Annotated in this window: 25 protein-coding genes; 7 read left to right on the top strand and 18 right to left on the bottom strand. The window is 39.6% G+C overall.

Annotation, left to right across the window (positions count from 1 at the left end; all coding sequences use genetic code 11):
* Positions 1-380: 380 nt before the first annotated feature.
* The gene (locus DPC56_RS07500) at positions 381-821 is read right to left on the bottom strand and encodes a DUF371 domain-containing protein (RefSeq protein ID WP_112094456.1); all 441 of its coding nucleotides are present in this window, start codon (positions 819-821) and stop codon (positions 381-383) included.
* A 99-nt stretch (positions 822-920) separates the two neighbouring features.
* On the opposite strand from DPC56_RS07500, the gene DPC56_RS07495 reads away from it, so the two are divergent.
* Positions 921-1,304: a GIY-YIG nuclease family protein gene (locus DPC56_RS07495; protein WP_181454426.1), complete on the top strand. Its 384-nt coding sequence runs from the start codon at positions 921-923 to the stop codon at positions 1,302-1,304.
* Here DPC56_RS07495 and cfbC read toward each other — a convergent pair.
* From cfbC to DPC56_RS07460, 7 genes are read right to left on the bottom strand one after another with little or no spacing between them, the layout of a single operon-like run.
* Positions 1,293-2,105 carry a Ni-sirohydrochlorin a,c-diamide reductive cyclase ATP-dependent reductase subunit gene (cfbC, locus tag DPC56_RS07490; protein WP_112094454.1) on the bottom strand — a complete coding sequence of 271 codons (813 nt, stop codon included), beginning with the start codon at positions 2,103-2,105 and terminating at the stop codon, positions 1,293-1,295. The genes DPC56_RS07495 and cfbC overlap by 12 nt on opposite strands.
* A gap of 17 nt (positions 2,106-2,122) precedes the next feature.
* On the bottom strand, positions 2,123-2,599 hold the full coding sequence (locus DPC56_RS07485) for a CBS domain-containing protein (RefSeq protein ID WP_181454425.1): 477 nt from the start codon (positions 2,597-2,599) through the stop codon (positions 2,123-2,125).
* A 9-nt stretch (positions 2,600-2,608) separates the two neighbouring features.
* Positions 2,609-3,796, bottom strand: coding sequence for a U32 family peptidase (locus DPC56_RS07480; RefSeq protein ID WP_112094453.1), 1,188 nt, complete (start codon positions 3,794-3,796; stop codon positions 2,609-2,611).
* A gap of 31 nt (positions 3,797-3,827) precedes the next feature.
* Positions 3,828-5,195, bottom strand: a complete 1,368-nt coding sequence (gene purF / locus DPC56_RS07475; protein ID WP_112094452.1) for an amidophosphoribosyltransferase — start codon at positions 5,193-5,195, stop codon at positions 3,828-3,830.
* Between the two features lie 24 nt (positions 5,196-5,219).
* Positions 5,220-6,059: a toprim domain-containing protein gene (locus tag DPC56_RS07470; protein WP_112094451.1), complete on the bottom strand. Its 840-nt coding sequence runs from the start codon at positions 6,057-6,059 to the stop codon at positions 5,220-5,222.
* Positions 6,060-6,242: a 50S ribosomal protein L37e gene (locus tag DPC56_RS07465; protein ID WP_112094450.1), complete on the bottom strand. Its 183-nt coding sequence runs from the start codon at positions 6,240-6,242 to the stop codon at positions 6,060-6,062.
* Between the two features lie 49 nt (positions 6,243-6,291).
* Entirely contained in the window at positions 6,292-6,534 is a 243-nt protein-coding gene (locus tag DPC56_RS07460) for an LSm family protein (protein ID WP_112094449.1), read from the bottom strand.
* Positions 6,535-7,216: 682 nt separating this feature from the next.
* On the opposite strand from DPC56_RS07460, the gene DPC56_RS07455 reads away from it, so the two are divergent.
* From DPC56_RS07455 to DPC56_RS07445, 3 genes are read left to right on the top strand one after another with little or no spacing between them, the layout of a single operon-like run.
* On the top strand, positions 7,217-7,693 hold the full coding sequence (locus tag DPC56_RS07455) for an RNA-binding protein (protein WP_112094448.1): 477 nt from the start codon (positions 7,217-7,219) through the stop codon (positions 7,691-7,693).
* Positions 7,675-8,382 (top strand): 2-amino-5-formylamino-6-ribosylaminopyrimidin-4(3H)-one 5'-monophosphate deformylase, encoded by a 708-nt coding sequence (gene arfB / locus DPC56_RS07450; RefSeq protein ID WP_112094447.1) that lies wholly within the window; start codon positions 7,675-7,677, stop codon positions 8,380-8,382. The genes DPC56_RS07455 and arfB overlap by 19 nt, the downstream gene beginning before the upstream one ends.
* A 26-nt stretch (positions 8,383-8,408) precedes the next feature.
* Positions 8,409-10,826: a ribonucleotide reductase N-terminal alpha domain-containing protein gene (locus tag DPC56_RS07445; RefSeq protein WP_112094446.1), complete on the top strand. Its 2,418-nt coding sequence runs from the start codon at positions 8,409-8,411 to the stop codon at positions 10,824-10,826.
* Here the strand turns inward: DPC56_RS07445 and DPC56_RS07440 are convergent.
* Genes DPC56_RS07440 through DPC56_RS07425 form a run of 4 tightly spaced genes read right to left on the bottom strand, consistent with a single transcriptional unit; the run spans position 10,823 to position 17,099 of the window.
* A complete protein-coding gene (locus DPC56_RS07440; protein WP_245923974.1) occupies positions 10,823-12,373 on the bottom strand; it encodes a hypothetical protein in 1,551 nt (516 codons plus the stop codon). The two genes, DPC56_RS07445 and DPC56_RS07440, sit on opposite strands and share 4 nt — an antisense overlap.
* Positions 12,364-14,865: a DUF5814 domain-containing protein gene (locus DPC56_RS07435; protein ID WP_112094444.1), complete on the bottom strand. Its 2,502-nt coding sequence runs from the start codon at positions 14,863-14,865 to the stop codon at positions 12,364-12,366. The genes DPC56_RS07440 and DPC56_RS07435 overlap by 10 nt, the downstream gene beginning before the upstream one ends.
* Complete coding sequence (locus DPC56_RS07430) at positions 14,849-16,507, bottom strand: AMP-binding protein (protein ID WP_112094443.1); 1,659 nt, start codon at positions 16,505-16,507, stop codon at positions 14,849-14,851. Before DPC56_RS07430 ends, DPC56_RS07435 begins: the two co-directional genes overlap by 17 nt.
* A 19-nt stretch (positions 16,508-16,526) precedes the next feature.
* Complete coding sequence (locus tag DPC56_RS07425; protein WP_112094461.1) at positions 16,527-17,099, bottom strand: helix-turn-helix domain-containing protein; 573 nt, start codon at positions 17,097-17,099, stop codon at positions 16,527-16,529.
* A 194-nt stretch (positions 17,100-17,293) separates the two neighbouring features.
* On the opposite strand from DPC56_RS07425, the gene DPC56_RS07420 reads away from it, so the two are divergent.
* From DPC56_RS07420 to DPC56_RS08135, 3 genes are all read left to right on the top strand, one after another.
* On the top strand, positions 17,294-17,884 hold the full coding sequence (locus tag DPC56_RS07420; protein ID WP_181454424.1) for a DJ-1/PfpI family protein: 591 nt from the start codon (positions 17,294-17,296) through the stop codon (positions 17,882-17,884).
* A gap of 9 nt (positions 17,885-17,893) precedes the next feature.
* Positions 17,894-18,406, top strand: a complete 513-nt coding sequence (locus DPC56_RS07415; RefSeq protein WP_112094441.1) for a thermonuclease family protein — start codon at positions 17,894-17,896, stop codon at positions 18,404-18,406.
* A gap of 222 nt (positions 18,407-18,628) precedes the next feature.
* Positions 18,629-18,994 (top strand): hydrogenase maturation nickel metallochaperone HypA, encoded by a 366-nt coding sequence (locus DPC56_RS08135; RefSeq protein WP_146737624.1) that lies wholly within the window; start codon positions 18,629-18,631, stop codon positions 18,992-18,994.
* 42 nt (positions 18,995-19,036) lie between these two features.
* Here DPC56_RS08135 and mch read toward each other — a convergent pair whose 3' ends face one another.
* The 6 genes from mch to DPC56_RS07385 are packed head-to-tail and all read right to left on the bottom strand — an operon-like array spanning position 19,037 to position 23,441.
* A complete protein-coding gene (mch, locus tag DPC56_RS07410; protein ID WP_112094440.1) occupies positions 19,037-19,999 on the bottom strand; it encodes a methenyltetrahydromethanopterin cyclohydrolase in 963 nt (320 codons plus the stop codon).
* Positions 20,000-20,004: 5 nt separating this feature from the next.
* Complete coding sequence (locus DPC56_RS07405) at positions 20,005-20,655, bottom strand: thymidylate synthase (RefSeq protein WP_112094439.1); 651 nt, start codon at positions 20,653-20,655, stop codon at positions 20,005-20,007.
* Positions 20,630-21,568 (bottom strand): methionine synthase, encoded by a 939-nt coding sequence (locus DPC56_RS07400; RefSeq protein WP_112094438.1) that lies wholly within the window; start codon positions 21,566-21,568, stop codon positions 20,630-20,632. Before DPC56_RS07400 ends, DPC56_RS07405 begins: the two co-directional genes overlap by 26 nt.
* Before the next feature lie 21 nt (positions 21,569-21,589).
* Positions 21,590-21,895, bottom strand: coding sequence for a DUF1894 domain-containing protein (locus DPC56_RS07395; protein ID WP_112094437.1), 306 nt, complete (start codon positions 21,893-21,895; stop codon positions 21,590-21,592).
* A gap of 1 nt (position 21,896) precedes the next feature.
* Positions 21,897-22,358: a DUF1890 domain-containing protein gene (locus DPC56_RS07390; protein ID WP_112094436.1), complete on the bottom strand. Its 462-nt coding sequence runs from the start codon at positions 22,356-22,358 to the stop codon at positions 21,897-21,899.
* Positions 22,359-22,361: 3 nt separating this feature from the next.
* Positions 22,362-23,441 (bottom strand): hypothetical protein, encoded by a 1,080-nt coding sequence (locus DPC56_RS07385; protein ID WP_112094435.1) that lies wholly within the window; start codon positions 23,439-23,441, stop codon positions 22,362-22,364.
* Positions 23,442-23,483: the final 42 nt, after the last annotated feature.

Below are 23,483 nucleotides of genomic sequence, written 5' to 3'. Positions count from 1 at the left end.
TGGCAAGTGGTATAGCGCAGATGCAACAAGCAGTAGAAACAGTCTAGGTGTAATAAACAATTGGAACACAGCAACCGGGAAAATACTAGGAACCTACGCAAGCCTACCATTCTAGGCCCTCTATACGCCCCCTCATATTCTATTTTTTTATATTTTACAAAAGAAAAATCTCAAATTTTCAAAAGAGAGATGAACTGCCCAGATAAATACGTTTAAAGTCTACAGAAAGTAATTAGATCAACTGCGATAAATGAAATATACAACTTCACAAAACTCGGTTTGTCCGCGGATATAAAGTTTAGCTTTCAATCCTATAATGGCTAATGGTTCCTGCGAACCAAGACGTGGAATGGAAAGTTCCCTCTCCATGGGTAAATTTTTCATGAGGTACTATCCTTAGAGGGAGGATAGCTCACTATTATTTCAACCTTAAGATTAGAACCTTGTTTTAGGTCTTCTATCAATTCTCTTTTAAGGTCACAAGCGGCCTTATCAGCTTTTATCATGAGGGTTCTGTCGCATATGTAGTCGCTTTTACGGCAGACCATGTCCCTTGGATGATCCAAGGTCAAATTAGGATGACCTCTACCTGTTATTTCATCCTTTGCATTCTCTGTTTTTAATATAACTTTGATTATAGCATTTTCTTTTGCAATCGCTTTTTTGAGCTTCTTTGGAAAATCTTTCATGGAAACTGATGAATCAACGCCTATAATACAATCAGCTGTTTTCCCAATTTCATCATCCATGGTGATTTCAAATGTGGATTTATGCCTTGAAGTCACATTAGGATGGCCCTTAGCATAAAATACATATTTCATGATATCACATCCTGAAATAGGTTTTTTAACTCAGTAACCATATTATAGGTTATGAGGGGAACCTATTGTCTAATTATTAGGGTAGGGGAAACTTCATATTTGAATGTTGGCTCCCTTGGTAAGGTTAAAATTGAACGTGGATGTTATGTATACGTGGGTTCAGCTTTTAATTCATTAGAGGCTAGGATTATGAGGCATCTTTCAGAAAATAAGAGGATCCATTGGCATGTTGATTATCTTCTAGCCCATGAAAATACGATGATAGAGGATGTGATATTCACAACAGATGAAAGACGGCTTGAATGTTTGATCTCCAAAAGATTAGAAAATCGAAAATCCATAGAAGGTTTTGGATGTTCTGATTGTAGATGCAAATCTCATTTGCACTATTATGAGAATTTTGAGGCTGCTAAAAATGAAATTTTAAATGTTATGGAAGAATTAGGGACTAAAATCATGTCACTTGAAGATCTAAAATTCTAAAAATCCCATATTTTTAAGCTCTTTGAAGAATCCTTCAAATTCATCCGTGGTAAGCGGCTCTGGTACCGTGAAATCCTTGTTTTCATAAATTCTCCTAGCAAGTTCATGATAGACCATGGCCTGTTTCGAATCTGGGAATTTTTCTATAACAGTCATGGCTTCAATTTCGCTTTCAGGTACAAGTTCACTCCTTGGTATAACACCGATAACCCTTGACCCTATTTTCTCCGCGAATGATTCCACGATCTGGGCTTCATCCTTGATGCCCTTACAGTTGCAGATTATCCCCCCAAGTTTGCTGTTAAGCTTTTTTATACCCTTAGCTATATTATTAGCCGCATATAGTGACATGTATTCTCCTGATGTTACAATGTAGACTTCGTCTGCGAATTCTTCCCTTAAAGGTACTGCGAAGCCCCCACATACAACGTCACCAAGCACATCATATATGATCACGTCAAAGGGTTCTTTGAAAACGCCAAGTCTTTCAAGGAGGTTCATGGCAACTATAACTCCACGGCCGGCGCAACCAACTCCAGGCTCGGGGCCGCCGCTCTCAACACATGAAATATTATTATAGCCATGGTATACTACCTCTTCAGTGCGGGGTTCTTTGTTTTCCTTTAAAACAGATAATACTGTGGGTATTCTTGAACCATATAGTGTTCTGGTGGTGTCGGCTTTTGGGTCGCAGCCTATAACGAGTACATTGTATTCTTGGGAATAGGATGCTGCAATGTTAGCGACGATGGTTGATTTACCGATACCGCCTTTTCCATAGATTGCTATCTTTTTTGTCAATTAAGGGACCTCACAGTCTATGTTTTTACTAGTGCTCCTATAATATCGCCTCTTGTGATGATCCCTATGAGGTTGCCTTCATCGTCCACTACTGGTAGTCTTTTTATTTTATGCTTGTCCATGAGTTCAGCAGCATCTGATATTGATTGGTCTGGTTTTACTGTGATGAGCTTTCGCGTCATTATCTCATCAACTAATGTTAATGATGCCTTTTTTATCCCCTTTACTATCTCATCATATTCATGTTTCATTCTGATGGGGAGTTCTATGAGGTCTAGGGGTGATGGTAATATTAAGTTTAATTTGGGTGAGTGTACTTCCAAGAGTCTTATGATGTCTCCTTCACTTAGCATGCCAACTAGTCTATTCTTCTTGTCTATAACTGGGGCGCCACTTATCTTATTCTCCCTTAATATTCTAGCGGCTTCTTCTATCTTCATGTCGTTTTTGATCGTTATAACATTTTTTTGCATCGCATCTTCTACTTTTATCAAATTTCTCACCTATTCTCTTTTTACTCTTTTATATACCAAATCTCCGGGTCTTACCCTACTTTTTACTTTGACCCCGACTCTGCATTTTTCGGCTTTTTTAACGTCCCTTCCATTTATCTGTAATGATTTGACCTTATCTGTTAATGAACCTGTGGTTTTCCCTTGGATTATTATCTCATCTCCTATCTTGATTTTGTCCCAGAGTCTGATTTCAGCCGCGCCAACTTTCCTATAATAATTTAGGACTTGGCCTATGTCCTTTTTAACATACTTAGCTTGGTTCTGTGGAGGGCCTTGTTTTGGTTTTTTAAAGTAGAAGCCTTCTTCGAATCCTCTGTTGAATACTTTTCTAAGTTCATCTATCCATTCTTTTTTGAATTTCCATGAACCTTGAAGGTGGGAGTTTATAGCTTCTCTGTAAACTCGTGTTACTGTTGCAACATAGTCTGCTGGTCTTGCCCTCCCCTCGATTTTAAGGGCGTGGATGCCAGCATCAATCAATGAAGGTATATGTTTTATCATGCAAAGGTCTCTTGGACTTAAAATATAAGTTTTGATATTCCCTTGGCCAGATTCTAGTATTAGTGTCTCATCTTCTGATGTTAGCTTCCATGGTTTTCTGCATGGTTGGAGGCATTCCCCATTATTCGCACTTTTACCATAAAGGTAGTAGCTTAGGAGGCAGCGCCCAGATATTGCCATGCAAAGGGCTCCATGAACGAAGACCTCAACCTCCAAGGGGGATTTCTTCACGATCTCTTTTATCTCATCAAGTGACAGTTCCCTTGATAATATAACCCTTTTTGCCCCTATTTTTTTGAGCACATTCAAACTTCTAGTATTGGATATGTTGGCTTGGACGCTTACATGGACGTTAAGCCCATTATCTATGGCCAGGTCAATGGCTCCGAGATCTGATACTATTACGGCGTCTACTTCAAAGCTGTGTAGTGATGGTAGTTTCGATTCTAGATCTTCAAGATCCTTGTCCTTGAGGATGGTATTTGTACAAACATATACCCTTGCGTTGTTGTCATGGATTATCTTAGTGGCTTCTTTTATCTCCTCTAGGCTGAAATTGGATATGTTAGCACGTAAGTTACAACCTTCCATGCCAATATAGATTGCGTCGGCACCATTTTTAAGGGCTGCAGAGATTGAGGGGAAATCTCTGGCAGGTGCTAAAAGTTCGACCATAAACTCACCAGGGTGAAAATAATTTCACTATTTAAAGTGGTATGGGGGTGGGATATTTTCCATCGAGGCATCCGGTGCACAGATCTTCTTTGCTGATGCCAATAGCCTCCACTAGGGATTTTATGCTCAGATAACCTAGTGAGTCGACGCCTAGTATGTCCCTTATTTCTTTGATTGTTTTATTGGATGCTATAAGTTCCTTTTTTGTTGCCATTGCAATACCATAATAACAAGGCGATTTTATAGGGGGGCATCCTATCCTAAGGTGTATTTCACGTGCTCCAGCCCCTTTAAGGACGTCTATGAGGGCTTTGGATGTTGTGCCCCGGACTATACTATCATCTATTAGCACTATCCTCTTGTTTTTGAGTTCTGATTTTATAGGGTTCATTTTGAGTTTGACTGCGGTCTCTCTTTCTTCTTGGGTTGGCATGATGAACGTGCGGCCTACATAACGGTTCTTTATAAGGCCTTCACCATAGGGTATCCCTGATTCTCGCGAGTAGCCAATTGCGGCTGTTATGGCGGAGTCTGGTACTGGCATCACCACGTCCACGTCTACTGGGTGTTCTCTGTAGAGTGCTCTTCCTATTTTTAATCTTACTTCGTAGACGTTTCTGCCGTCGATGATGCTGTCTGGTCGTGCGAAATATACGTATTCGAACATGCAGTGGGCTCTTCTCATTTTCTCGGAGCCTTTGATGATATGTGACTCTTCATTGTTTAGGTGGATTATTTCCCCTGGTTTGACGTCTCTTTGGTATTCGGCGCCTATAACATCGAATGCCACGCTCTCGGATGCCACCATCCTTGTACTATCCTTCTCTGCTAATGCTAATGGTTTTATTCCTAGGGGGTCTCTTACAACATATAATTCATGGTTAAAGAGTATTACGAGGGAGTATGATCCTATGAGCTGTTTTGATGTTCTTTCAATGGCTTTTATCATGTTGTTGTCCTTTTGATATTCCCTCCTGATCAAGTAACTGATAACCTCGGAATCTGTGGTTGATTTGAAGGTGTAGCCTTCCTTTTCCAATTCTCTTCGAAGTTCCCTTGAGTTTATTATGTCCCCATTGTGGGCTATGGCAATATCTAAGCCGTCTATTTTATTATGGAATGGTTGTGAATTTTCTATCCTGGATTTTCCTGTTGTGGAGTATCTTACATGTCCGATTCCAATGTTACCTTTGAGTTTTTTCAATTTTTTGCCGTTGAAGACTTCATATACTAATCCCATCCCCTTGTGTGTGTAGAACCTTTTGCCATCCGAAGTTGATATCCCTGCTGATTCTTGTCCGCGATGTTGGAGTGCGTAGAGTCCATAATAAATGTGGGGGGCTATATTTTTGTTCTTATCAGAAGAGTATATGCCCACTATACCACATTTGTCCTTCAACTTAGATTCTCCCCCCACTGTTTATCACTCTTCTGTCCTGCTCATTAAAAATAGGATTGTCCTTATGGTTCTCAAACAAGCTATCGCATCCTCTTTTGAGGGTGCTGCAATATGACCTTGTCCTATGATCAGATTTTCGGATTTAAGAGTATCCGCCACTTTTACAATCTTCTCTTCATCTTCAAGTTCTTCATCAAAGAGGTCTTTCCATAATTCATGTAGGGGAAACATTTCAAGGAAGCTTTTACTTTTAAGTTCCTTGTATTTTTCCTTAATTTTCCGGTAGTCTTCCTGAAGGTTGGTGAACTTCTCTTCTAATTCCTCTAATTTAGAGTTCAATTCCTCCTTCTCTTCTATGATTTTCTCCAATTCATTTGATAATCTGTTGTTCTCATCTTTTAATGTGCTGTTTTCATTGGCTAATTCATCTATTTCAGACTTGAATTGGAGCACTTTTTCTTCAAGTTTTCTTAGTTTTCTTATGTTTGCGATTGAGGATAAACCGGCTCTTATAATAGCATTTTTTATCTCTTCCATCATGAGCCGGGGGTCAATATATTCTACATCATGGCCATAGGGTAATTTCACCCTTTCAACGTGCCCCACATTCCCCTTAAGGCTTTTCTGGAACTTCTCTGCAAGTTCTCTGCCAGTAGCATCAGCATCCGTGGCTATGAGCACTATATCAGCGCCTTCAACGGCCCTTTTAGCTATTTCTAGGCTAGTGGTTGGTATTATCGAAGAGATTGTGATATGATACTCAGAGCCTAACGAAACATCTTGAAGAGCCTTTGAAACACTCTCCACGTCAGATGCTCCCTCAACAATTATACGAACATCAATGGGGCCGCGATTATCTAACATTTATTTCAACCTTCGACCATTAACTTTCTTATTCTGCCAACTATAACGTCTTATCCTCTTGGATCTTCCAAATCCGCAAGCAGCACATACCTTCTTACGTATATGATAAGCGTTTCTTCCACAACGTCTACATCTTATATGAAGACTCTTATTCCTTTTACCAAATGATGGAGTGCCTTTCATGGGTTGAATCCCTCCTGAAAAATAAGCTTTTAAATATTTCCTATTAACATTATGGGGATATATATACTATGTTATCTCCTCTAATTAATACTGTTCCAAGTCTCCTGGTAACCTCACCATTCTCCAGTTCCTCGGCATCATTTAACACAAGATTCATATGGAGGTCGAAACTCTTAAGAACACCCCTGAATTCCCTGTCACCTTTTAGTTTTATGAGAACTGGAGAATTCAATGAATTACCCAGCGCGTCAAGTGGTCTTTGTATATTACCTTTTTGCGAATTCACGATCATCACCCTAATAGTTCAATTTAACTAGGAGCATATTTAACCTTATCGGAAGGGGGAACTACCCACTACCATAGAAAGGACAAGGGGCCTTAAAAGTGTTTACTTCTAAACATCTATATATGTTTATAAACGGGACAAGATACTGTTGGTATTGGCCTTCCCATTGTAGAGTGCGGAGATTCCTAGTGGAGGGTGGGCCAGTCAAATCAGGTTTTACTAACAAATGATCTTCTTTCAATGGGATAAATGTTGTAATAAGATAAATTTTTTGCTGAACAGTTGATTTGCAGCTTAGAAAATTTTCACCAAGCCTTTTTTGGAGGTCCCATAATCCCCATATTCCATGCCCACTCCTAAATCATGATAGAAGTTTATTCAATTTCATCTCATGTTAGGATAGTGCGATTATATCCATGATTGCAGATCAATACTTTAAATCCAAAAAATACATTCATATAGGGGGGATTTAACCTCCTATCCTTGAAGAAGAATATTTATAATATTTTAACCCCTTATGGGGGGGTTTCCTAGGGCAATTAAGTGGAGTATAAAAATCCTCCTACAATTAGTTTGGAGGTAAATTCACTAATCACACTATCAAAAGCTTGGAAAGATAAAATAGAAGAAAATATTAATAGAAAGGGGTAAATATTTTCTCTTATCGACACACAATTGGTGAGGCCCCTTGAAGGTGAAAAGAAGATACCATCTGAAAAAAAGGGAGGCTAAAAAGATAAAAGAAGGATTAGCCGACTATTCTGATCTAATCCCAGAAAAAGCAATAATAGAATTCCTCGAAGCAGAACCTTACCCTTTAATATTAATTGATGGCGAACCATTAATCATGTTAGTCGATAACAAGCCTTTCCCCACCCTCAAAGGAGCCCTCAAAACTAGTATAAAATCTAATCGTGTTATAGTTGATATGGGGGCTGTTAAATTCCTTACAAATGGTGCTGATGTGATGAGTCCAGGTATAGTCGATGCAGACCCCAAGATAAAAAAAGGAGACCTGGTAATAGTAGTAGATGAAAAGTACAAAAAGCCTATAACAATAGGAGTGAGTCTAATAGATGGCCCTTCCATGGTAAAAAACAGAAAAGGGAAAGCAATAAAAAACATACATTATATCGGAGATAAAATATGGAATCTAAAAATATAAGATTAAATTATGATTCAGGTAACATAATATCACCCGAGATCCACAAGATAGGAATACTCGCCATAGGATCCCACCTCGAAAACCATGGCCCGGCACTTCCCATAGATACAGACGCCAAAATCGCTTCATACCTCGCCCTTGAAGCAAGTAATAGGACAGGGGCAAAATTCCTAGGCATAATCTATGCCGCAACAGAACACCCATATATAAAACATGGAATACACATAAAACCCATAGAACTCGTTGACAAACACCTAAAACCAATCCTAAAATGTGCAAAAAGATCCCTGAAAATCCAAAAGGTTCTTATAGTGAATGGACACGGAGGCAACACAAAAATAAAAAAATATCTACCCACCATCGCAGAAGAAACCGGAATAAAGATAAAATTAAATAACAGGATAGTTGAAATAGAAGGCCCACACGCCGGATCCGGTGAACTTTCAATAGGCCTAATCCTAGGGATAACAGACCCCAAAAGACTCCGAGAATGTGAAAACATTAGAGAATATCCGGAGATAGGGATGATAGGCCTAAAAGAAGCTCGTGAACGGGACAAAAAAATAGATGAAAGTGCAAAACAACTAGAAAATGAGGGTATTAATGCAGATCCAATACTTGGAAAATCACTCCTAGAAGAAGCCCTAGAAGATATTATAAAAGACATAAAATTATTACTAGATGATTAAACCCCCCATAAGATAGGTGCACCCCAATGAAATTAACCCAAAACGCCTTGAAAGTCCTCAAGGAAAGATATCTCCTCAGAGACGAAAAAGGGAAAATATTAGAAACCCCCAAGGGAATGTTCAGGAGAGTTGCCCTTGCAGTTGCACAGGCAGAAGAAAAATATGGTGGCGACGCTGAAACCACAGCAAAAAAATTCTATGATATAATGAGCAAACTCGAATTCCTTCCAAATTCACCAACCCTAATGAACGCTGGCACCCCAATAAACCAACTATCAGCATGCTTCGTCATACCCATAGAAGACTCAATGGACAGCATATTCGACGCACTTAAATACATGGCACTCATCCACAAATCAGGTGGCGGAGTCGGCTTCTCATTCTCCCATCTCAGACCTAAAGGAGACATTGTAGGCTCAACCATGGGCGTCGCCTCTGGCCCAGTATCATTCATGAGAATATTTGATGTCGCGACAGAAGTTATAAAACAAGGTGGAAGGAGAAGAGGGGCCAACATGGGCATATTAGATGTTAACCATCCAGACATTATCGAATTTATAGAAGCAAAAAAAGAAGAGGGCGCATTCAGCAACTTTAACCTTTCAGTGATGGTGACCGATAGTTTCATGGATGGTATAGACTCCAATATTGAATATGAACTCATAAATCCACGTACAGGAGAAGTCACTGCTTCAGTGCCGGCCAGAGAAATATTTAATAGGATGGTTAAAATGGCATGGAAAAGAGGCGACCCAGGAATACTATTCAAGGACGCGATAAATAGGACAAACCCCACCCCAGCCCTAGGTAGCATAGAAGCCACAAACCCTTGTGTTGGCCCAGAAACATGGGTGATGACATCCAATGGCCCAAGACAAGTCAAAGAATTAACAGGAAAAACTTGTAATATAATATTAAACGGCAGAGAATGGAAATCATATACGGGATTCTTCCCAACCGGTGCAAAAAGATTATATAGACTAGAAACAGTTGAAGGCTTCAACCTACGCCTCACAGCAGATCATAGGATCCTCAGATTGTCCTCTGATGGCGAACTTGAATGGAGAAGATTATCAGAACTAAAAATAGGGGATAAAATAGTCCTAAATGAGCATAAAAGTTTAGAATGGGATGGTAAATTCACGGAGGATGATGGTTACCTCACGGGCCTCGCAATCAATGAAGAGGGCTTGAAAATCACAGATGAAATGGAAAAAGCTTCATCAAGATTCTACATAGGATTATTCAAAGGCCTTCTCGACTCTAATCCAAATAGAATATTATTTGAGGGAGATATTGGAATCGCGAAAACATTGCAAAGGATGCTCCTACGATCAGGGATATACACAAAGATCCGGGAAGATTCATCACAATACAGACTAGAAATGGTTAAACCCAAAGGAGCCTTTGCAACCGTTAAAGATATAATACCAGATACTATAGAGACAGTCTATGATATCCAAGTCCCTGGTGTAAATGCTTTTGATGCCAACGGATTCTATGTGCACAATTGCGGGGAACAACCCCTACTACCATATGAATCATGTAACCTTGGATCAATAAACCTTAAACTCATGGTAGAGAACGGTAAAATAAACTGGGAAAAATTATCAAGAACAGTTAAAATAGCGGTTCATTTCCTTGATAACGTAATCGATGTTAACAATTACCCCATAAAAAAAATCGAAGAAACTACAAAAAAGACCCGTAAGATCGGCCTCGGTGTTATGGGATTCGCTGACATGCTAATAAAATTAGAGATACCCTACAATTCCAAATCCGCCCTCCAAGTAGCTGATAAAATCATGTCACATATAAAAGTTGAAGCCCAGAAAGCTTCAATGGAACTGGCACTTGAAAGGGGCTCATTCCCAGCATTCAAGGATAGTAGATGGTACCAGGAAGGTTTTGATTATATGAGGAACGCCACACTCACAACCATAGCCCCAACAGGTTCGCTCAGCATAATAGCAGGTGTTACAAGTAGCATAGAACCTATATTTGCCGTATCATTCATAAGGGAGATTATCGACAGAAAACTTGTAGATGTAAACCCACTCTTCGAGGTTGAGGCGAAGAAAAGAGGATTCTATGATAAAGAACTCATGGAAAGAATCGCCAAGGAAGGATCCATTAGAAGGATTAAGGGTATACCAGCTGATATAAAACGTCTTTTTGTAACAGCCCATGAAATAGATCCAATCTTCCATGTGAAAATCCAGGCAACATTCCAGAAACACGTGGACAATGCTGTTTCAAAAACAGTGAACCTCCCGCCAAGTGCAAAACCAAAAGATGTGGAGAGGATTTTCAAAGCAGCCTATAAACTCGGATGCAAAGGCATAACAGTCTATCGTTATGGGAGTAAAAAAAGGGAGGTTCTAAAGTTCCCAGAATCCATCGAATATGCTGGTACATGCCGTGACATGACCTGTCCAAATTAGATTACCGCATAAACTACAAACTCCTCATTCTCATAAACCTTCTCTAGATAATCACAGCCCAAATCACTTAAATTAACCATATTAGGATTGTAGTATAAAAGATTCTTAGAACATGCAAATGGAAGATTATCATACATTCTCAACCTTTTATCATATACAAGATACCCTATACTGTCCTTGCGAAGCTCATCCTCCCTTGGGATCCCCTGAGAATGTTCTAACAAGGGATTAACAGGTTGTCTTGAATAAGCCATTATAAAAATCCCAGTATAATAATTTGAAAACGATGCAACTTTGGGCTTGTCAGCCTCTTCTTCAAACCATTCAGCAAGCTCCACTTCCCCCTCTGTGGGCGGTGCAATAGAAACCTTCCCATAGGCTGTTAAAACGCCAAAATCAGCAATCTTCGAACTTGAAAAATTCGCAACACCCTGGAATAATGAAAATGAAAAAATTAAAATTAAAAAGACACTAGCAGCACTTTTATTCATTTCTCTAAAAGCTCTGAAAGCAAATTCTAAACCAGAACCGGCCAATATAGATAAAGGCAACAAGATATAAATAAGAACCCTATATGAGATGACATTAATTCCAAAATAATAAGCCTTCGAGAGTAAAAACATCGAAAAGATCCATGATATGATAAAAAGATCCCTCAAACCAAAACCTTTATGGGCCCGGGCCAATCCTATAATAGCAAAACCACAGACAAGATAACCTAGGGCCTTCGGATAATTCAAGATACTAGTCCTCACGGAAATTGGCAGAGCTGTTGCAACCCCCCCAGAGGCTCCAAGGCTTTTAAGATACAATGAGGGCAACCACCAAACACTTGCAATAATAAAACCAGTCAAAATGAAAATCCCATAATCAGATATCACAGTCTTAAGGTTAATACCCCCTTTTAAAGCAGCCACTAGTAAACTAAATGTTATGAATGTGATTGAAATGAAAAGGCAAAGCGTGGCTGCTGGATGTATAAGTGCTATAATCCCCATTAAAGCCCCTGAAGCACATGCAAATTTTAATCTGGGAATTTTAATGGACTTATAATAAAAATAGATGCTAACTGGTAAAAATATCAGTGCCATGTTCTCTGGTAATGGTAAAATTATCCTCGTAGCTATAAAAGCCGAGATTAGGAGAATCCCGGCAAAAACCCCTGCAAGCCTATTATAGAAGCGCGCGCCTATAATAGTAATTGATAAGACTATAAAAGCCGCGAAGAATGGTTGCATGATCCTTGCAATCTCGAATGGGCTCCAACCCGAAATTAAGGAGAAAAAAGCTAATAAAAGGTGGAAAAGTGGGGGATAATTGATGAGCCTGCCTCCAGGTACATTATAAAGAGGGTCAAAGAAGGTGAAACCCTTACTCATATAAATCTGTGCAAGGTGTATATGATAAAAGATATCCCATCCAAGTGGCCATTTATAGTTTAGGGTTGTCCAAAGACAGATTATGAAGATAACCAATGAAGGGATAATATAAGCCAGTTTATTTTTATCCAGGGGATGGTACCACTCAAGAATTCTTCTCATGGACATTTTTCACCAGTTTCAATCGCCTGTAATATTATGGAAGATTCTTTCACTTTATCATGTTTTTGGGATGCTGAGGCTATCCTCTTTATACTTTCAAGTATTCTTAGTAGTGAGTCGAGCCAGTTGAATATATCCCCAGAGTATGCTTGTATCTGGTATCTTTTAAGGAGTAGTCTACTTATATCGGCGGGGTCTTTCCCCCTTAATCTCATTTTAACAATATACTCTGAAAGTTTATCTTGTATGCAATCACAGAATGGTCTCTCTTTACATTCGCAGGATAAGAAGTCAATTTGTATATTGATAAGAGCTTCTTGGAGTTTTTCATCTAATTTTATGATATTGTCACCATTAGAGATTATGTCTAGTGTTGAATCTGCGAATAGCTTATTTGAAAATTTAACTTTTAACCTGTGGGTTAATTGGTTGTGCAGACGATTGGAAAGGTAAGCATTTTCAAATGGTTCCATAGAAAGGGCTATTTCAAGGGGGTTCATACTATCCAAGTTTTCTTTTATATAATCGGCTTCTTCACATTTTAAGAAGGATTTGGAGACTGCCATGCCGTAATCTGTAACCTTTAATCTTCCATCATCCTCTATTATAAGACCATATGATTCTAGTATTTCAAGAGCCTCTTTTGGGCTAATGGGCCATGTAGGTTTTTCTTCAAGGTCTTTGATGTTTTTAATCGCGCCTGAACTTATATCAGCTAATAATTGCTCTGTAACATCCTCTTTGGTGTAATAGACGTTGACAGGGTCTAAACTTGTCTCAAGCAATTCTATGGCCTTTGATTCTTCGGTTTCTCCATCAAATGACATTCCAACTTCTGGTAGTAGGTATACTATGCCCCTGTCATGATATGATGGTCTTCCAGCCCTTCCAAGCATTTGGGAGAACTCGTTGGGGGTTATCCACCTGTTGCCCATGAGTAGTGTTTCGAATATTACCTGGGAGGCTGGGAAGTCAACGCCTGCTGCTAGTGCGGCTGTTGTGACCACCGCAGCCAATTGTTGGGATGCGAATTTCTTCTCGATCTTTCTTCTTTGTCGATAGGGTAACCCTGCATGGTATGCTTCAGCTTTTATTCCTCTTCTTTGGAGGTAATCTGCGATTAGTCTTGTTTTCCTCCTGGAATTCGTGAAGATTATGCTTTGCCCATGGAATCCTTTATTCGAAATGTTTTTAAATTCTCTGGTGGTTAGTCTTGTGATGAGATCTTTTTTTTCTTCTTCGTTTCTTGGGAATGCAAGATGTCTCTCTAATGTGACGGGCCTTTTATCATATTCAATTAATTTCAAATTGAATTCTGATGCTATCTCCTTCGGGTTGTCAATGGTAGCTGATAATGCGATGATCTGAGCTTCTGGGAATATTCTCTTTAACCTCGATATCATCCCATTTAATCTTGAACCCCTTTCCTCATCATCTAGTGTGTGTATTTCATCGATGACCACAACACCAAGCTCTTTTAGGATGTTGGATTTGTTAGATCTTAGTATGAAGTCTATGCCTTCATAGGTGCCCACGATTATATCAGCACCCTTGATGTCAGTGTCTGGTATTACAAGCTCTCCTCTAGCCTTCACCCTGTTCATCCCAACTTTTATAGCTGTTTTAAGGCCTATTTTCTCGTATTTGGATTTAAAGTCGTGGTATTTCTGGTTTGCAAGGGCTACAAGGGGTGTTAAAAACATGAACCTTTTACCCTCTAGGGCTTTGGGTATCCCGGCTAGTTCCCCTATTAGGGTTTTTCCACTTGCAGTGGCTGATACTATTAGGAGGTCTTCGCCTTCTAGGAGGCCTTCTTCTATTGCGAGTTTTTGCACGGGTAAAAGTTTTCTGTTACCATGCTTTTTTAATATGGTTTTAAATCGTTGGGGTATCTGTAATTCATCCACAAAAATTGGGTTTTTTTCACCTGTTGATGAGGTTATTTTATCAAATAATGTTAGATTGGGGTTCTTTAGTGGGTCGAAGCGGGGTTCGAAGACTTTTAAAACTTTTTCCAAGTCTTTTGTCCTCTGGAGGAGTCTTTTAAAGTTTTTGAATGTTGTTTTGTCCATTCTATTGTATTTGATCTCTCTTTTTATCACTTCATCAGCGCATTGTTTGCATATCCACTGTTTATTATATTGGAATGATGATCTTGGCGTGATGATTGTAACATATCCCTCAAGGAGGCAATGTTGACATATCCTGGCATAACGGTTTTTAATATTAAGGGACTCTAGAAATTCTTCTATTTCCTTGTCTTTCCTTGGAAGGAATATTAGCTGTTTTCTGAGAAGCTTTATGGCCTCTGCTGGGGGTGTTGGTTTTTCTTTTTTACCCTTTTTTATGATGAAGCGTTTTATCCTAGGCCCTTTACTAGTTCTTGTTAGGCGGATGTGACCCTGAAATAATGGTCTTCTGCGAGAATTTAAAGCCCCTTTGGCTTTTCCTATGGGTAGTAATTCTATTATCCTTTTTTTCCTATTTAGTACTATCATTTTCTCTCTTCTTTTTTAGTAGTTCAATTGCCATTTCTCGTAATTTGAATTTTTGTACTTTGCCACTGGCTGTTAATGGAAACTCCTCCACGAAGAAAACATGTTTGGGCACCTTGTAACGGGCTATCCTTTCTATTGCATAATCTCTAACATCCTCTTCCTTTATGTCAGCGCCTTTCTCTTTTATGACGAAGGCTCCGACGATTTCACCATATTTTTCATCTGGTATTCCCACTACTTGGACATCTTTGATCCCTGGCATGGTATGTAGGAATTCTTCGATCTCCCTTGGGTAAATGTTTTCACCGCCTCTTATGATCATGTCCTTGATACGTCCAACAATAGAATAATAACCGTCCTCGTCCATGACAGCCAAGTCGCCACTGTGAAGCCAACCATCTTCATCTATGACCTCCTTTGTCATCTCCGGCATTTTATAATAGCCCTTCATTACATTGTATCCTCTGCAACATATCTCTCCTATCTGTCCGGGTCCGAGTTCTTCTCCTGTTTCAGGATCCACTATCTTAACTTCTATGTGTGGGAGTGGTTTTCCCACAGTTTCAACCCTTTTTTCTATAGGATCATCCACACTACTCTGCGTAATACCCGGGGATGCTTCTGTAAGCCCATAGACAATGGTAACCTCCTTCATGTGCATGTCATTGATAACACGTTTCATGGCCTCGATTGGACAGGGCGATCCTGCCATGATCCCTGTTCTAAGGGAGGAGAGATCGAACATGTCGAACATCGGATGTGTGAATTCTGCTATGAACATTGTGGGGACGCCATATAGTGCTATGCACTTTTCTTTTTCAACTGCGGCCAATACTAATAGCGGATCGAATTCTTCCAGGATTACAAGGGTCCCTGCGTGGGTTAAAATTGCGAGCACGCCAAGTACTATCCCAAAACAATGGAATAGTGGCACTGGGAGGCATAGTTTATCTTTTTCTGTGAACTTTTGCCTTTCACCGATATAGTAGCCATTGTTGAGGATGTTTCGATGTGTTAGCATCACGCCCTTTGGAAATCCTGTTGTACCGGAAGTATATTGCATATTTATAACATCGTCATTGTTGAGGGTCTTTTTCACTTTTTCCAGTTCACTATCTGGGATGTGTTTCCCTAGTAACATCAGTTCATGGATGTTATACATTCCGCGATGTTTAGCGGCTCCAATATAAATGACACTTTCGAGCTTTGGGAACCTCTTACTTTTAAGGTTGCCCCTTTCATGGCTTTTAAGTTCAGGTACTAATTCGTAGATTGTCCTTATATAATCAACATCACGGAAACCGTCTATGATAGCTATGGCATTCATATCGGATTGTTTCATCACATATTCTAGTTCATGGCTCTTATAGGCTGTGTTTATTGTGACGAGTACGACTCCTATTTTTGCCGTGGCGAAGAGGAACGTTAACCAATCAGGGACGTTAGTCGCCCAAATACCTAGATGGTCGCCCTTTTTGAGGCCGATGGCTAAAAGTCCTTTCGCTAACAGGTTGACTCTTTCATTGAATTCATGATATGTGAATCTCAGATCCCGGTCAGGATAGACTATAAATTCTTTGTCGGGATATTTCTTCACCTGTTTTTCTAGGAATTCGCCGATTGTATCTTCTGTGAAAACCATAAAATTCCCCCATTCTCTGTTAGAATGGTGTGTAGACTACTGCCAGTATCTTTGCTGGTTTATCGTATCGTGTATGTAGATGATGTGGTACTACAGAATCATAATAGATGCTGTCCCCTTCCCTGAGGTGATATTTTTCTTTACCATATAATATTTCGATTTCTCCTTCAAGCACGTATATGAATTCTTCGCCTTCATGGGATGAAAGTTTGAATTTATCCTTGTGGGGTTCAACTTGGACTATGAATGGTTCCATGTGTCTGTCAACCTTCCCAGCTGCGAGGGAATAAAAATCAAGGTGACTTTCACTTGTTTCATCCTCCTGCCCGGAAAAGTGTATGACCTTCCCGGCTTTCCCCTCCCTTACGATCACTGGGCCTTCTTCTATTGTATCATCTAATAGCGTCCCTAATCTGACTCCGAGGGATCTTGAAATCTTGATGAGGGGGGCGAGTGATGGTATGATCTCACCCTCTTCTATATCCTTTATAAGATCCTTTTTAACTCCACTATTCTTGGAAAGTTCTTCAAGACTTATCTCCTTGTCCTTTCTAAGCTTTTTTATCTTTTCACCAATGGTGGCCTTGGCTATCACATGATCACCTGGAAAAACTTCTTATAAAAAAATCGTTTGTATTATATTTTACCAGTGTATCATAAAAAAGATTAACCCAAAGTGTCCCATCATAAAAAAATGGATATAATTAAGACTTCCACAACCTTTAAACTTATCAATGAAAAAGATTAAAAATAGTTGTATATCCTATAATGTCGCTGGGGGTTTTGATGCGGAAAGAGTACTTTATAATACTTGTAGCAGCCCTTGCAATTATAGCTATCCTAGCATTTTACACGACCAGCGAAAAGCCTTTAACTGATAAGAGAGTTGCCATTATAATATTTGACAGATACAATCCCATAGAATTAGAGGCTGCGGAAAAAATAAGTGAAAATTATACCATCATAGCTGCTGACAGGATAAACAGAGACTATGACATCTACATCGAGGATATGAACCTAAAGGATATAGGCCAATATGATGCTTTAATACTCATCGGTGGAAGTGGAGTATACGACAGAGTAACAGGAAAAATAGATGATCCAAATATGGAGAAAGTTATCGAACTCGTTAAAGAAGCCAACAGGCAAGGTAAAATTATAGGTGGAATCTGCGCGGCCCCTGCAATACTAGCAAAAGCAGGGATACTAAATGGTAAAGAAGCCACCATATACCCTGGCCTCGAATATATACTAACTGAAAACGGCGCAAAATATGTGAAAAGGGATGTTGTAGTCTCCGGGAATATAATAACTGCAAAAAATCCTAACGTGGCTGATGAATTCGCGAAGGCAATAGCCGAAAAACTCGGAAGATAGTGGTCCATAATGGCATCCAAAAAGGATGATACTATATCAGCCGCACTAATAGGATTATGTTGCCTTGGAATTTTGATATTGGTTGTTATTGGGGGTCTTTTACCTGAGTCAGATACCGGGGACAATATCACATCTGACATTGATAAAGGCAATGAAACCACTCTACCTGCTAATAATACAAGTGGACAGAACATATATGAGGCGAGTGGCTACTGTTATCATGTAGTGGATGGGGATACAATAGATGTTGAAGGCGTTGGACGCATACGCTTAGTTGGTGTTAACACCCCGGAACGTGGACAGCCAGGATACCAGGAAGCAAAAGATTTCGTAGAGGAAATGTGCTTGGGTAAAACAGTCCACTTAGACATTGACGATGCTAAAAACCGTGACAAATATGGTAGAATACTCGCTGTAGTTTACGTGGATGGTATGAACTTAAACGCAGAATTGCTCAGAAGAGGATACGCCGAAATAATGTACATACCCCCTTCAGAATTCGACCCATACACATGGACCTAACAAAAAAAGTGTAATGGTCATGAGAAAGTCCCACTTGTCAGACTAGATATTACATAAAAAGGTCTTAGATATTATCCCAAGAAAAAACATATATAATAAAACGTGAGAACATTTATAAGAGAAGGGCTTCTAGGAATGATAAATGCTAGGGTTTATCATATCTTAGAATATCTACTTCTCAAAATGTGAGTATCATACTCATAAAATTAGAGGGTGGGGAAAATGGATAAGAAGTTTTTACTTTCCATATTTGCTGTGATGGTGCTTGTAACTTCTTGTTTTGGATGCATTCAAATTCAATGGCCATTCACTAACCCACAGAATAATACCACAAATCCGCCCGTAGTTATTCACACCGGTGATGGATCCTCTGGGAATTCAGGATCCTCAGGAGCCCAAGAATGTCCAAACTGTGGATATTATCCATGGTATGTGGGTACAAGGTGTCCACAGTGTGGATATGGAGACGACGATGGCTTATTAGTCTGTCCAAACTGTGGATCCTATAGTTACCATGCTACAGGTACTGCTGGCTATGGAGACCCAAACGGCTATTGTTCAAACTGTGGATATCGCATATACGGCTAGATGAGGATTTTATGGGGGATTATCCCCCCATTTTCCATGTTTTTATAAATTGAAGGATTTTATGAGTAGTTCTTCGTTGACGAAACCTGCCCTGAATACTTCGCCTGTGCGAAGATCGTTGATGAAAACCTCAGCCGGGGCGAACATGCCCTTATCTATCTTGTAGAAATCGTAATCAGCCTCCTTAAATATTTCATAGAATGGTCTGCCATAGTCTTTGGAGGCTGATGATGGAAGATTCTCTGCGAGGGATTTCAGATCGTCGCCATCTTCTGATTGGATATAATAGTATGTACGGCCTCCGAAGAGCACAGCATCATTTGTTTTACCCATTGCTTTCAGTCCATCAGGGTCTACTGGTGCTATTGGTGCTATGCCAGCAGCATACTTCACCTTTTTAACATCAAAATCTAGAGCCTCCAGCATTTTATAAGTGCCGTTTTCAACAACTCTACCTGAAATTTGTATTGAACCTACAATTGATGCAGTTGGGGCTACCAATGCATAGACATTCTCGGTTGAAACTCCACATTCTTCGGCTATATTCTCTGTAACGTCCTCGTCTGGTAATTTGTCACTTTCAAGGGCTATTATCGCGATCTCAGCATCATCCTCATAATCTATCTCTTCGTATGTTTCACTTGGTTTCTTGGATAATGCGCGGGCCGGGCCTGAGCCCAGTGCAAAAAAGTCTCCGACGTTTACAGCCCATCCTGCCTTCTGGGATCCTAGAGTTGAAATGGCTGGGAAGTCTGTCTTCACTTTTACTGATGGTAGAGCTAACCTCTTGGAGAGGTCTGCTGGTATTGATATGCCCACACTCGCAAGCCCTCCAAGGCAAACTTTGGTGTAAAGTTCACCGGCTTTTATACTCCCTTCCACGTTCACTCCACAATCTAGGACTGTTGAACCATTATCTAATCTTTGTATTTTAATTTTAAGGTCATCTGACTTGGATATCATCTCATCAACTATTTTTTTAGCCCTTAAGTTTACACTTACCATACTAATCACCTCGATATCATTTTTTGCGCTTCTTCAAGGTCTGTTTCGTATATGTGGGCGCTTATGGAGTGGATTGTTATTGGGCCTACTTGGGTTCCCGTTTTTTCCGCGACATGCCTGGTAAGGTATGCTAGGCCTACTGCGTTGGGGAACCATGCGCCGTAGATGTCGTGGGATCTCCAAACTCCTGTTGTGTGCAGTTTACCTTCCCTGATTTTGAAGTCTATGAGTATCATGCATGGTATTTCATCTTCTTTTGAATCTATTTTGGGATCCCATGTTATCATTGTGGCTCTTCTGGTCTTTTTGAATTTTTTAAGCCTTTTTATGGCCTCTTTTACTTGGTCGACTTGGAAGTGGCCTCTTAGTCTGTTACCATAGGTGTATGTGAAGCCTGGGTTTTCGGGTGTGAGGAATTGGTTTGCGTATTCTTTGAGTTTTTCACCGGTCCAGAAGTATCCTTTTGGGACTTCGACTTCTTCGCTTATGTGGTAGAAGTTTGTTTTGAATGGTGTCTGGATTTCTACTATTGCGTTGAGGATTTCTAATGTCATGGAGCCTCTTTCGTCTTTTATTGGTTTGCCTTCTTTGAGTATTTTTTTTAGGAGTTTTTGCCATCCGTCTTTGATTTCATTGGCTTTTATCTTGTAGGGCATTAGCTGCCTCCACCATGTTTTTGAGTTTGGAGAATGCCACATTCCTTGGAAGTTTTCTCATCCCACAGTCTGGGTCTATGATGATTTTTTCTTCTCCAATTATTTTTATACCTTTTTTGATGAACTTTTTTATTTCTTGTATGGTTTCTATTTTTTGGCTTTTTGTGTTGATGCATCCGAATCCTATTTTCTTGTCTTTTATTTCAAAGTCTTTGATGATTTCTAAATTTTTGGGAGTTCCTGCGAATTCACAATCTATTATTTCCACGTTGAACTTTAGAAGGTCCTCGAAGACTTCTTCTATATCCCCGCAAACGTGTAGGGCTACTGGCACGCTTATAACATTTGATATCCTTTTAACTGCTTTTTTGGCCGTTTTAATATCGACGATACCAGTGGACAGGAATGGTTCGTCAATTTGTATCATAGAAGCTCCAGACTCTTCAAGGTATGATGCTTCTCTCTTTAGGGCTTCTGACATGTCCATTATAGCCCTTTTTTTATCTTCTGGATCATAGAAGCCCTCAATTCTTGATGAATAGACTAGTGTGCTGGGGCCTGTGATTATACCCTTAATCTCTTGTTCGCCTCCAAGTCTTTTAATGATTTTCTGGGAGAATTTGAGGTCTTGAGCGCCTATAGGGTTCTGGGGTGGTAGTATTCTTGTTATTATCTTTGATGTGCCATTGTCGACTTTCATCCCTGGGATTTTTGACGCGAAGATGCTTATCATGTCCCCTCGTACTTGTCCGTCGGAGATTATATCTATACCTGCTTTTAATTGGTCTTTAACTGCTATTTCAATTGCATTTTTGTAGGGGTCATAGGATCCTAGGATTTGGAGTAGTTTTTCTCTCCAGTTTCTTGGTTTGGATGGTTGGCTTGGATAACTTCCAACTACTGTCGTTAATATAATTGCAGCCCCCAGGGAGGTTTATTTTATCGCAACCTTCTCTATTTTTTCTATTTCTTCCCCTTTTACAGGTATTTCGACTACGGCCGTCCCATAACAAGGTTTTGTATAGGGTATCATGACTGTGTTCTTTTCCTTGTTGATACCGATGGGTATTGGGGGTATTCCTATAACTCTCGCTCCAAGGATTTTTTCACCAGCCTTAACATATAGAACTTTCCGGGCTCTTTCCTTGATCAATTTTGCACATTCTCTGAATCCGGCCTTTGAAATATGGATTTTATAATCTTCTGATTGCTGTAGATAAGTTTCGAGACAAAATGACATTTTAATCCTCCAATTCTTCTAGGAGTTTATCTATGCGCACTTTCAATGGGTTGGGGTTGTGATGAGCTCTTGCAGATACTATGTGAGAGTCTGTGTTCTCTTTAACCTCTTTTTCAAGTGTGTTTAAAATCTTCGCATCTCTTTCAAATATTATTGCTATAGATGGAATCTCCAGTATACTCTTAAATGTTATGAAGTATGTTAGGGCGGCGTCATTGTGTATAAAACCGAATAATAGATCATATTCACCCTTTGAAAGGCTATCAAGGGTTGAATCAAGATCTGAAGTCTTATCCAAGTATGATCTGGCAGGATCTGCCACTTCAAGCAATCTTAAAGTGGCTGGATTAGCAGTTACTGTTACCCCATAGTTCTTTTCCCTGAGCTTATGTGAGAGGTATAGGGCGAGTGGTGCTTGTATAGGAGATTCAGGGCATCCTAAGAATATTAAAGCCTCTTTCATCAGTTACACTTCCTTTATTTTAACTACATGGGCAACTATCAATGAACTTAAAAATATGAATGTTAAAAGTGCTGTTCCATTAATGCTCCTGTTAACAATGAAAAGGCCTATAATAGCCTGGGATATAAATGCTGTCAGAGAACCTATAAGGATGGCCTCCCTTCCAAGATAACTTTTCAATCCCTCTTCCCTCTTAGACCTGTAGATTTGAAGTAATTTGAAGCCTAATATTATGATACCAAGACACCAGACCAAGAAAAAGAACAATGTAAGGTATCCGAAATCATAAGCCCAACCGAATATCCCAGGTAGCATATAATCTATTATATCCTTCTTGCTTACTAGTATACCATAGAATATGGGTAATGGGAACCCGAAGAATAATATTAATGATAATGGCAGCGAAATGTATCCATCTGCGAAACCTTGGGACGCATCCCCCCAATAGGATGAAGATGGATTGTGTCCAATAAGGTAAGTGTTCTTAAGAACCATTTTTATGCTTGGGATAGCATTTTCCTCTATCCTTGTTATCCGAAGATAAGGGCTTAAAATGGTCATTTGAAAAATCCTTGAAACTAATTCAAGGGAGCCGAATGCTATTATAACGATTAGAATGAATAATATGACCCTTTTAAATGTGAGGACTGATTCCCTCCGGAATGATTTTGAAATTATGATCAGGCCCATGAATAATCCAAGAAGCCATAAAAGGAGGAATGAACGGTGCATCAGCCCCCCAAATATTGTTATACCACCTATGAGAAGGTATAAGAATCCTCTCAAACCTCTAACATCAACACCTGCATCCTCCATCATGTTTATAGCTGCTAATGCTGTTATCATCGTCATAAGTGCCAGGGACCCGAAGGGGTGAGTGTACTCTTGTTGTCCAAATGATGTGAAAAGGGAGATTATATCTATTCCAAATATTACATTGAAGATAACACCAAGAAGGAGGCAAAGGAAGAGTACAAATCCTAGTGAAATAGGGGCGAGATTAAATAGGAATATCATACCAGCATATAATATTATCGCTACTTCAATTATTAGTTGAAGGTGGTTTTGAGGGATTAATTGCAATCTATCCTCTCCCTTGTAACTTTAATCCCCATATGGATTAAC

Source organism: Methanothermobacter tenebrarum, assembly GCF_003264935.1.
GTDB classification, from domain to species: Archaea; Methanobacteriota; Methanobacteria; order Methanobacteriales; family DSM-23052; genus Methanothermobacter_A; species Methanothermobacter_A tenebrarum_A.
The sequence above is the reverse complement of the archived record's forward strand: the minus strand, read 5'-3'. Positions and strand labels throughout refer to the sequence as shown.

What these genes read in the sequence shown, in the direction of transcription:
- DPC56_RS07500 (WP_112094456.1), bottom strand. Translation starts at nt 821, where the DNA reads ATGAAATATGTATTTTATGCTAAGGGCCATCCTAATGTGACTTCAAGG.
- DPC56_RS07480 (WP_112094453.1), bottom strand. Translation starts at nt 3,796, where the DNA reads ATGGTCGAACTTTTAGCACCTGCCAGAGATTTCCCCTCAATCTCTGCA.
- DPC56_RS07470 (WP_112094451.1), bottom strand. Translation starts at nt 6,059, where the DNA reads ATGTTAGATAATCGCGGCCCCATTGATGTTCGTATAATTGTTGAGGGA.
- DPC56_RS07465 (WP_112094450.1), bottom strand. Translation starts at nt 6,242, where the DNA reads ATGAAAGGCACTCCATCATTTGGTAAAAGGAATAAGAGTCTTCATATA.
- DPC56_RS07460 (WP_112094449.1), bottom strand. Translation starts at nt 6,534, where the DNA reads ATGATCGTGAATTCGCAAAAAGGTAATATACAAAGACCACTTGACGCG.
- arfB (WP_112094447.1), top strand. Translation starts at nt 7,675, where the DNA reads ATGGAATCTAAAAATATAAGATTAAATTATGATTCAGGTAACATAATA.
- DPC56_RS07445 (WP_112094446.1), top strand. Translation starts at nt 8,409, where the DNA reads ATGAAATTAACCCAAAACGCCTTGAAAGTCCTCAAGGAAAGATATCTC.
- DPC56_RS07440 (WP_245923974.1), bottom strand. Translation starts at nt 12,373, where the DNA reads ATGTCCATGAGAAGAATTCTTGAGTGGTACCATCCCCTGGATAAAAAT.
- DPC56_RS07435 (WP_112094444.1), bottom strand. Translation starts at nt 14,865, where the DNA reads ATGATAGTACTAAATAGGAAAAAAAGGATAATAGAATTACTACCCATA.
- DPC56_RS07430 (WP_112094443.1), bottom strand. Translation starts at nt 16,507, where the DNA reads ATGGTTTTCACAGAAGATACAATCGGCGAATTCCTAGAAAAACAGGTG.
- DPC56_RS07420 (WP_181454424.1), top strand. Translation starts at nt 17,294, where the DNA reads ATGCGGAAAGAGTACTTTATAATACTTGTAGCAGCCCTTGCAATTATA.
- DPC56_RS07415 (WP_112094441.1), top strand. Translation starts at nt 17,894, where the DNA reads ATGGCATCCAAAAAGGATGATACTATATCAGCCGCACTAATAGGATTA.
- DPC56_RS08135 (WP_146737624.1), top strand. Translation starts at nt 18,629, where the DNA reads ATGGATAAGAAGTTTTTACTTTCCATATTTGCTGTGATGGTGCTTGTA.
- mch (WP_112094440.1), bottom strand. Translation starts at nt 19,999, where the DNA reads ATGGTAAGTGTAAACTTAAGGGCTAAAAAAATAGTTGATGAGATGATA.
- DPC56_RS07405 (WP_112094439.1), bottom strand. Translation starts at nt 20,655, where the DNA reads ATGCCCTACAAGATAAAAGCCAATGAAATCAAAGACGGATGGCAAAAA.
- DPC56_RS07395 (WP_112094437.1), bottom strand. Translation starts at nt 21,895, where the DNA reads ATGTCATTTTGTCTCGAAACTTATCTACAGCAATCAGAAGATTATAAA.
- DPC56_RS07390 (WP_112094436.1), bottom strand. Translation starts at nt 22,358, where the DNA reads ATGAAAGAGGCTTTAATATTCTTAGGATGCCCTGAATCTCCTATACAA.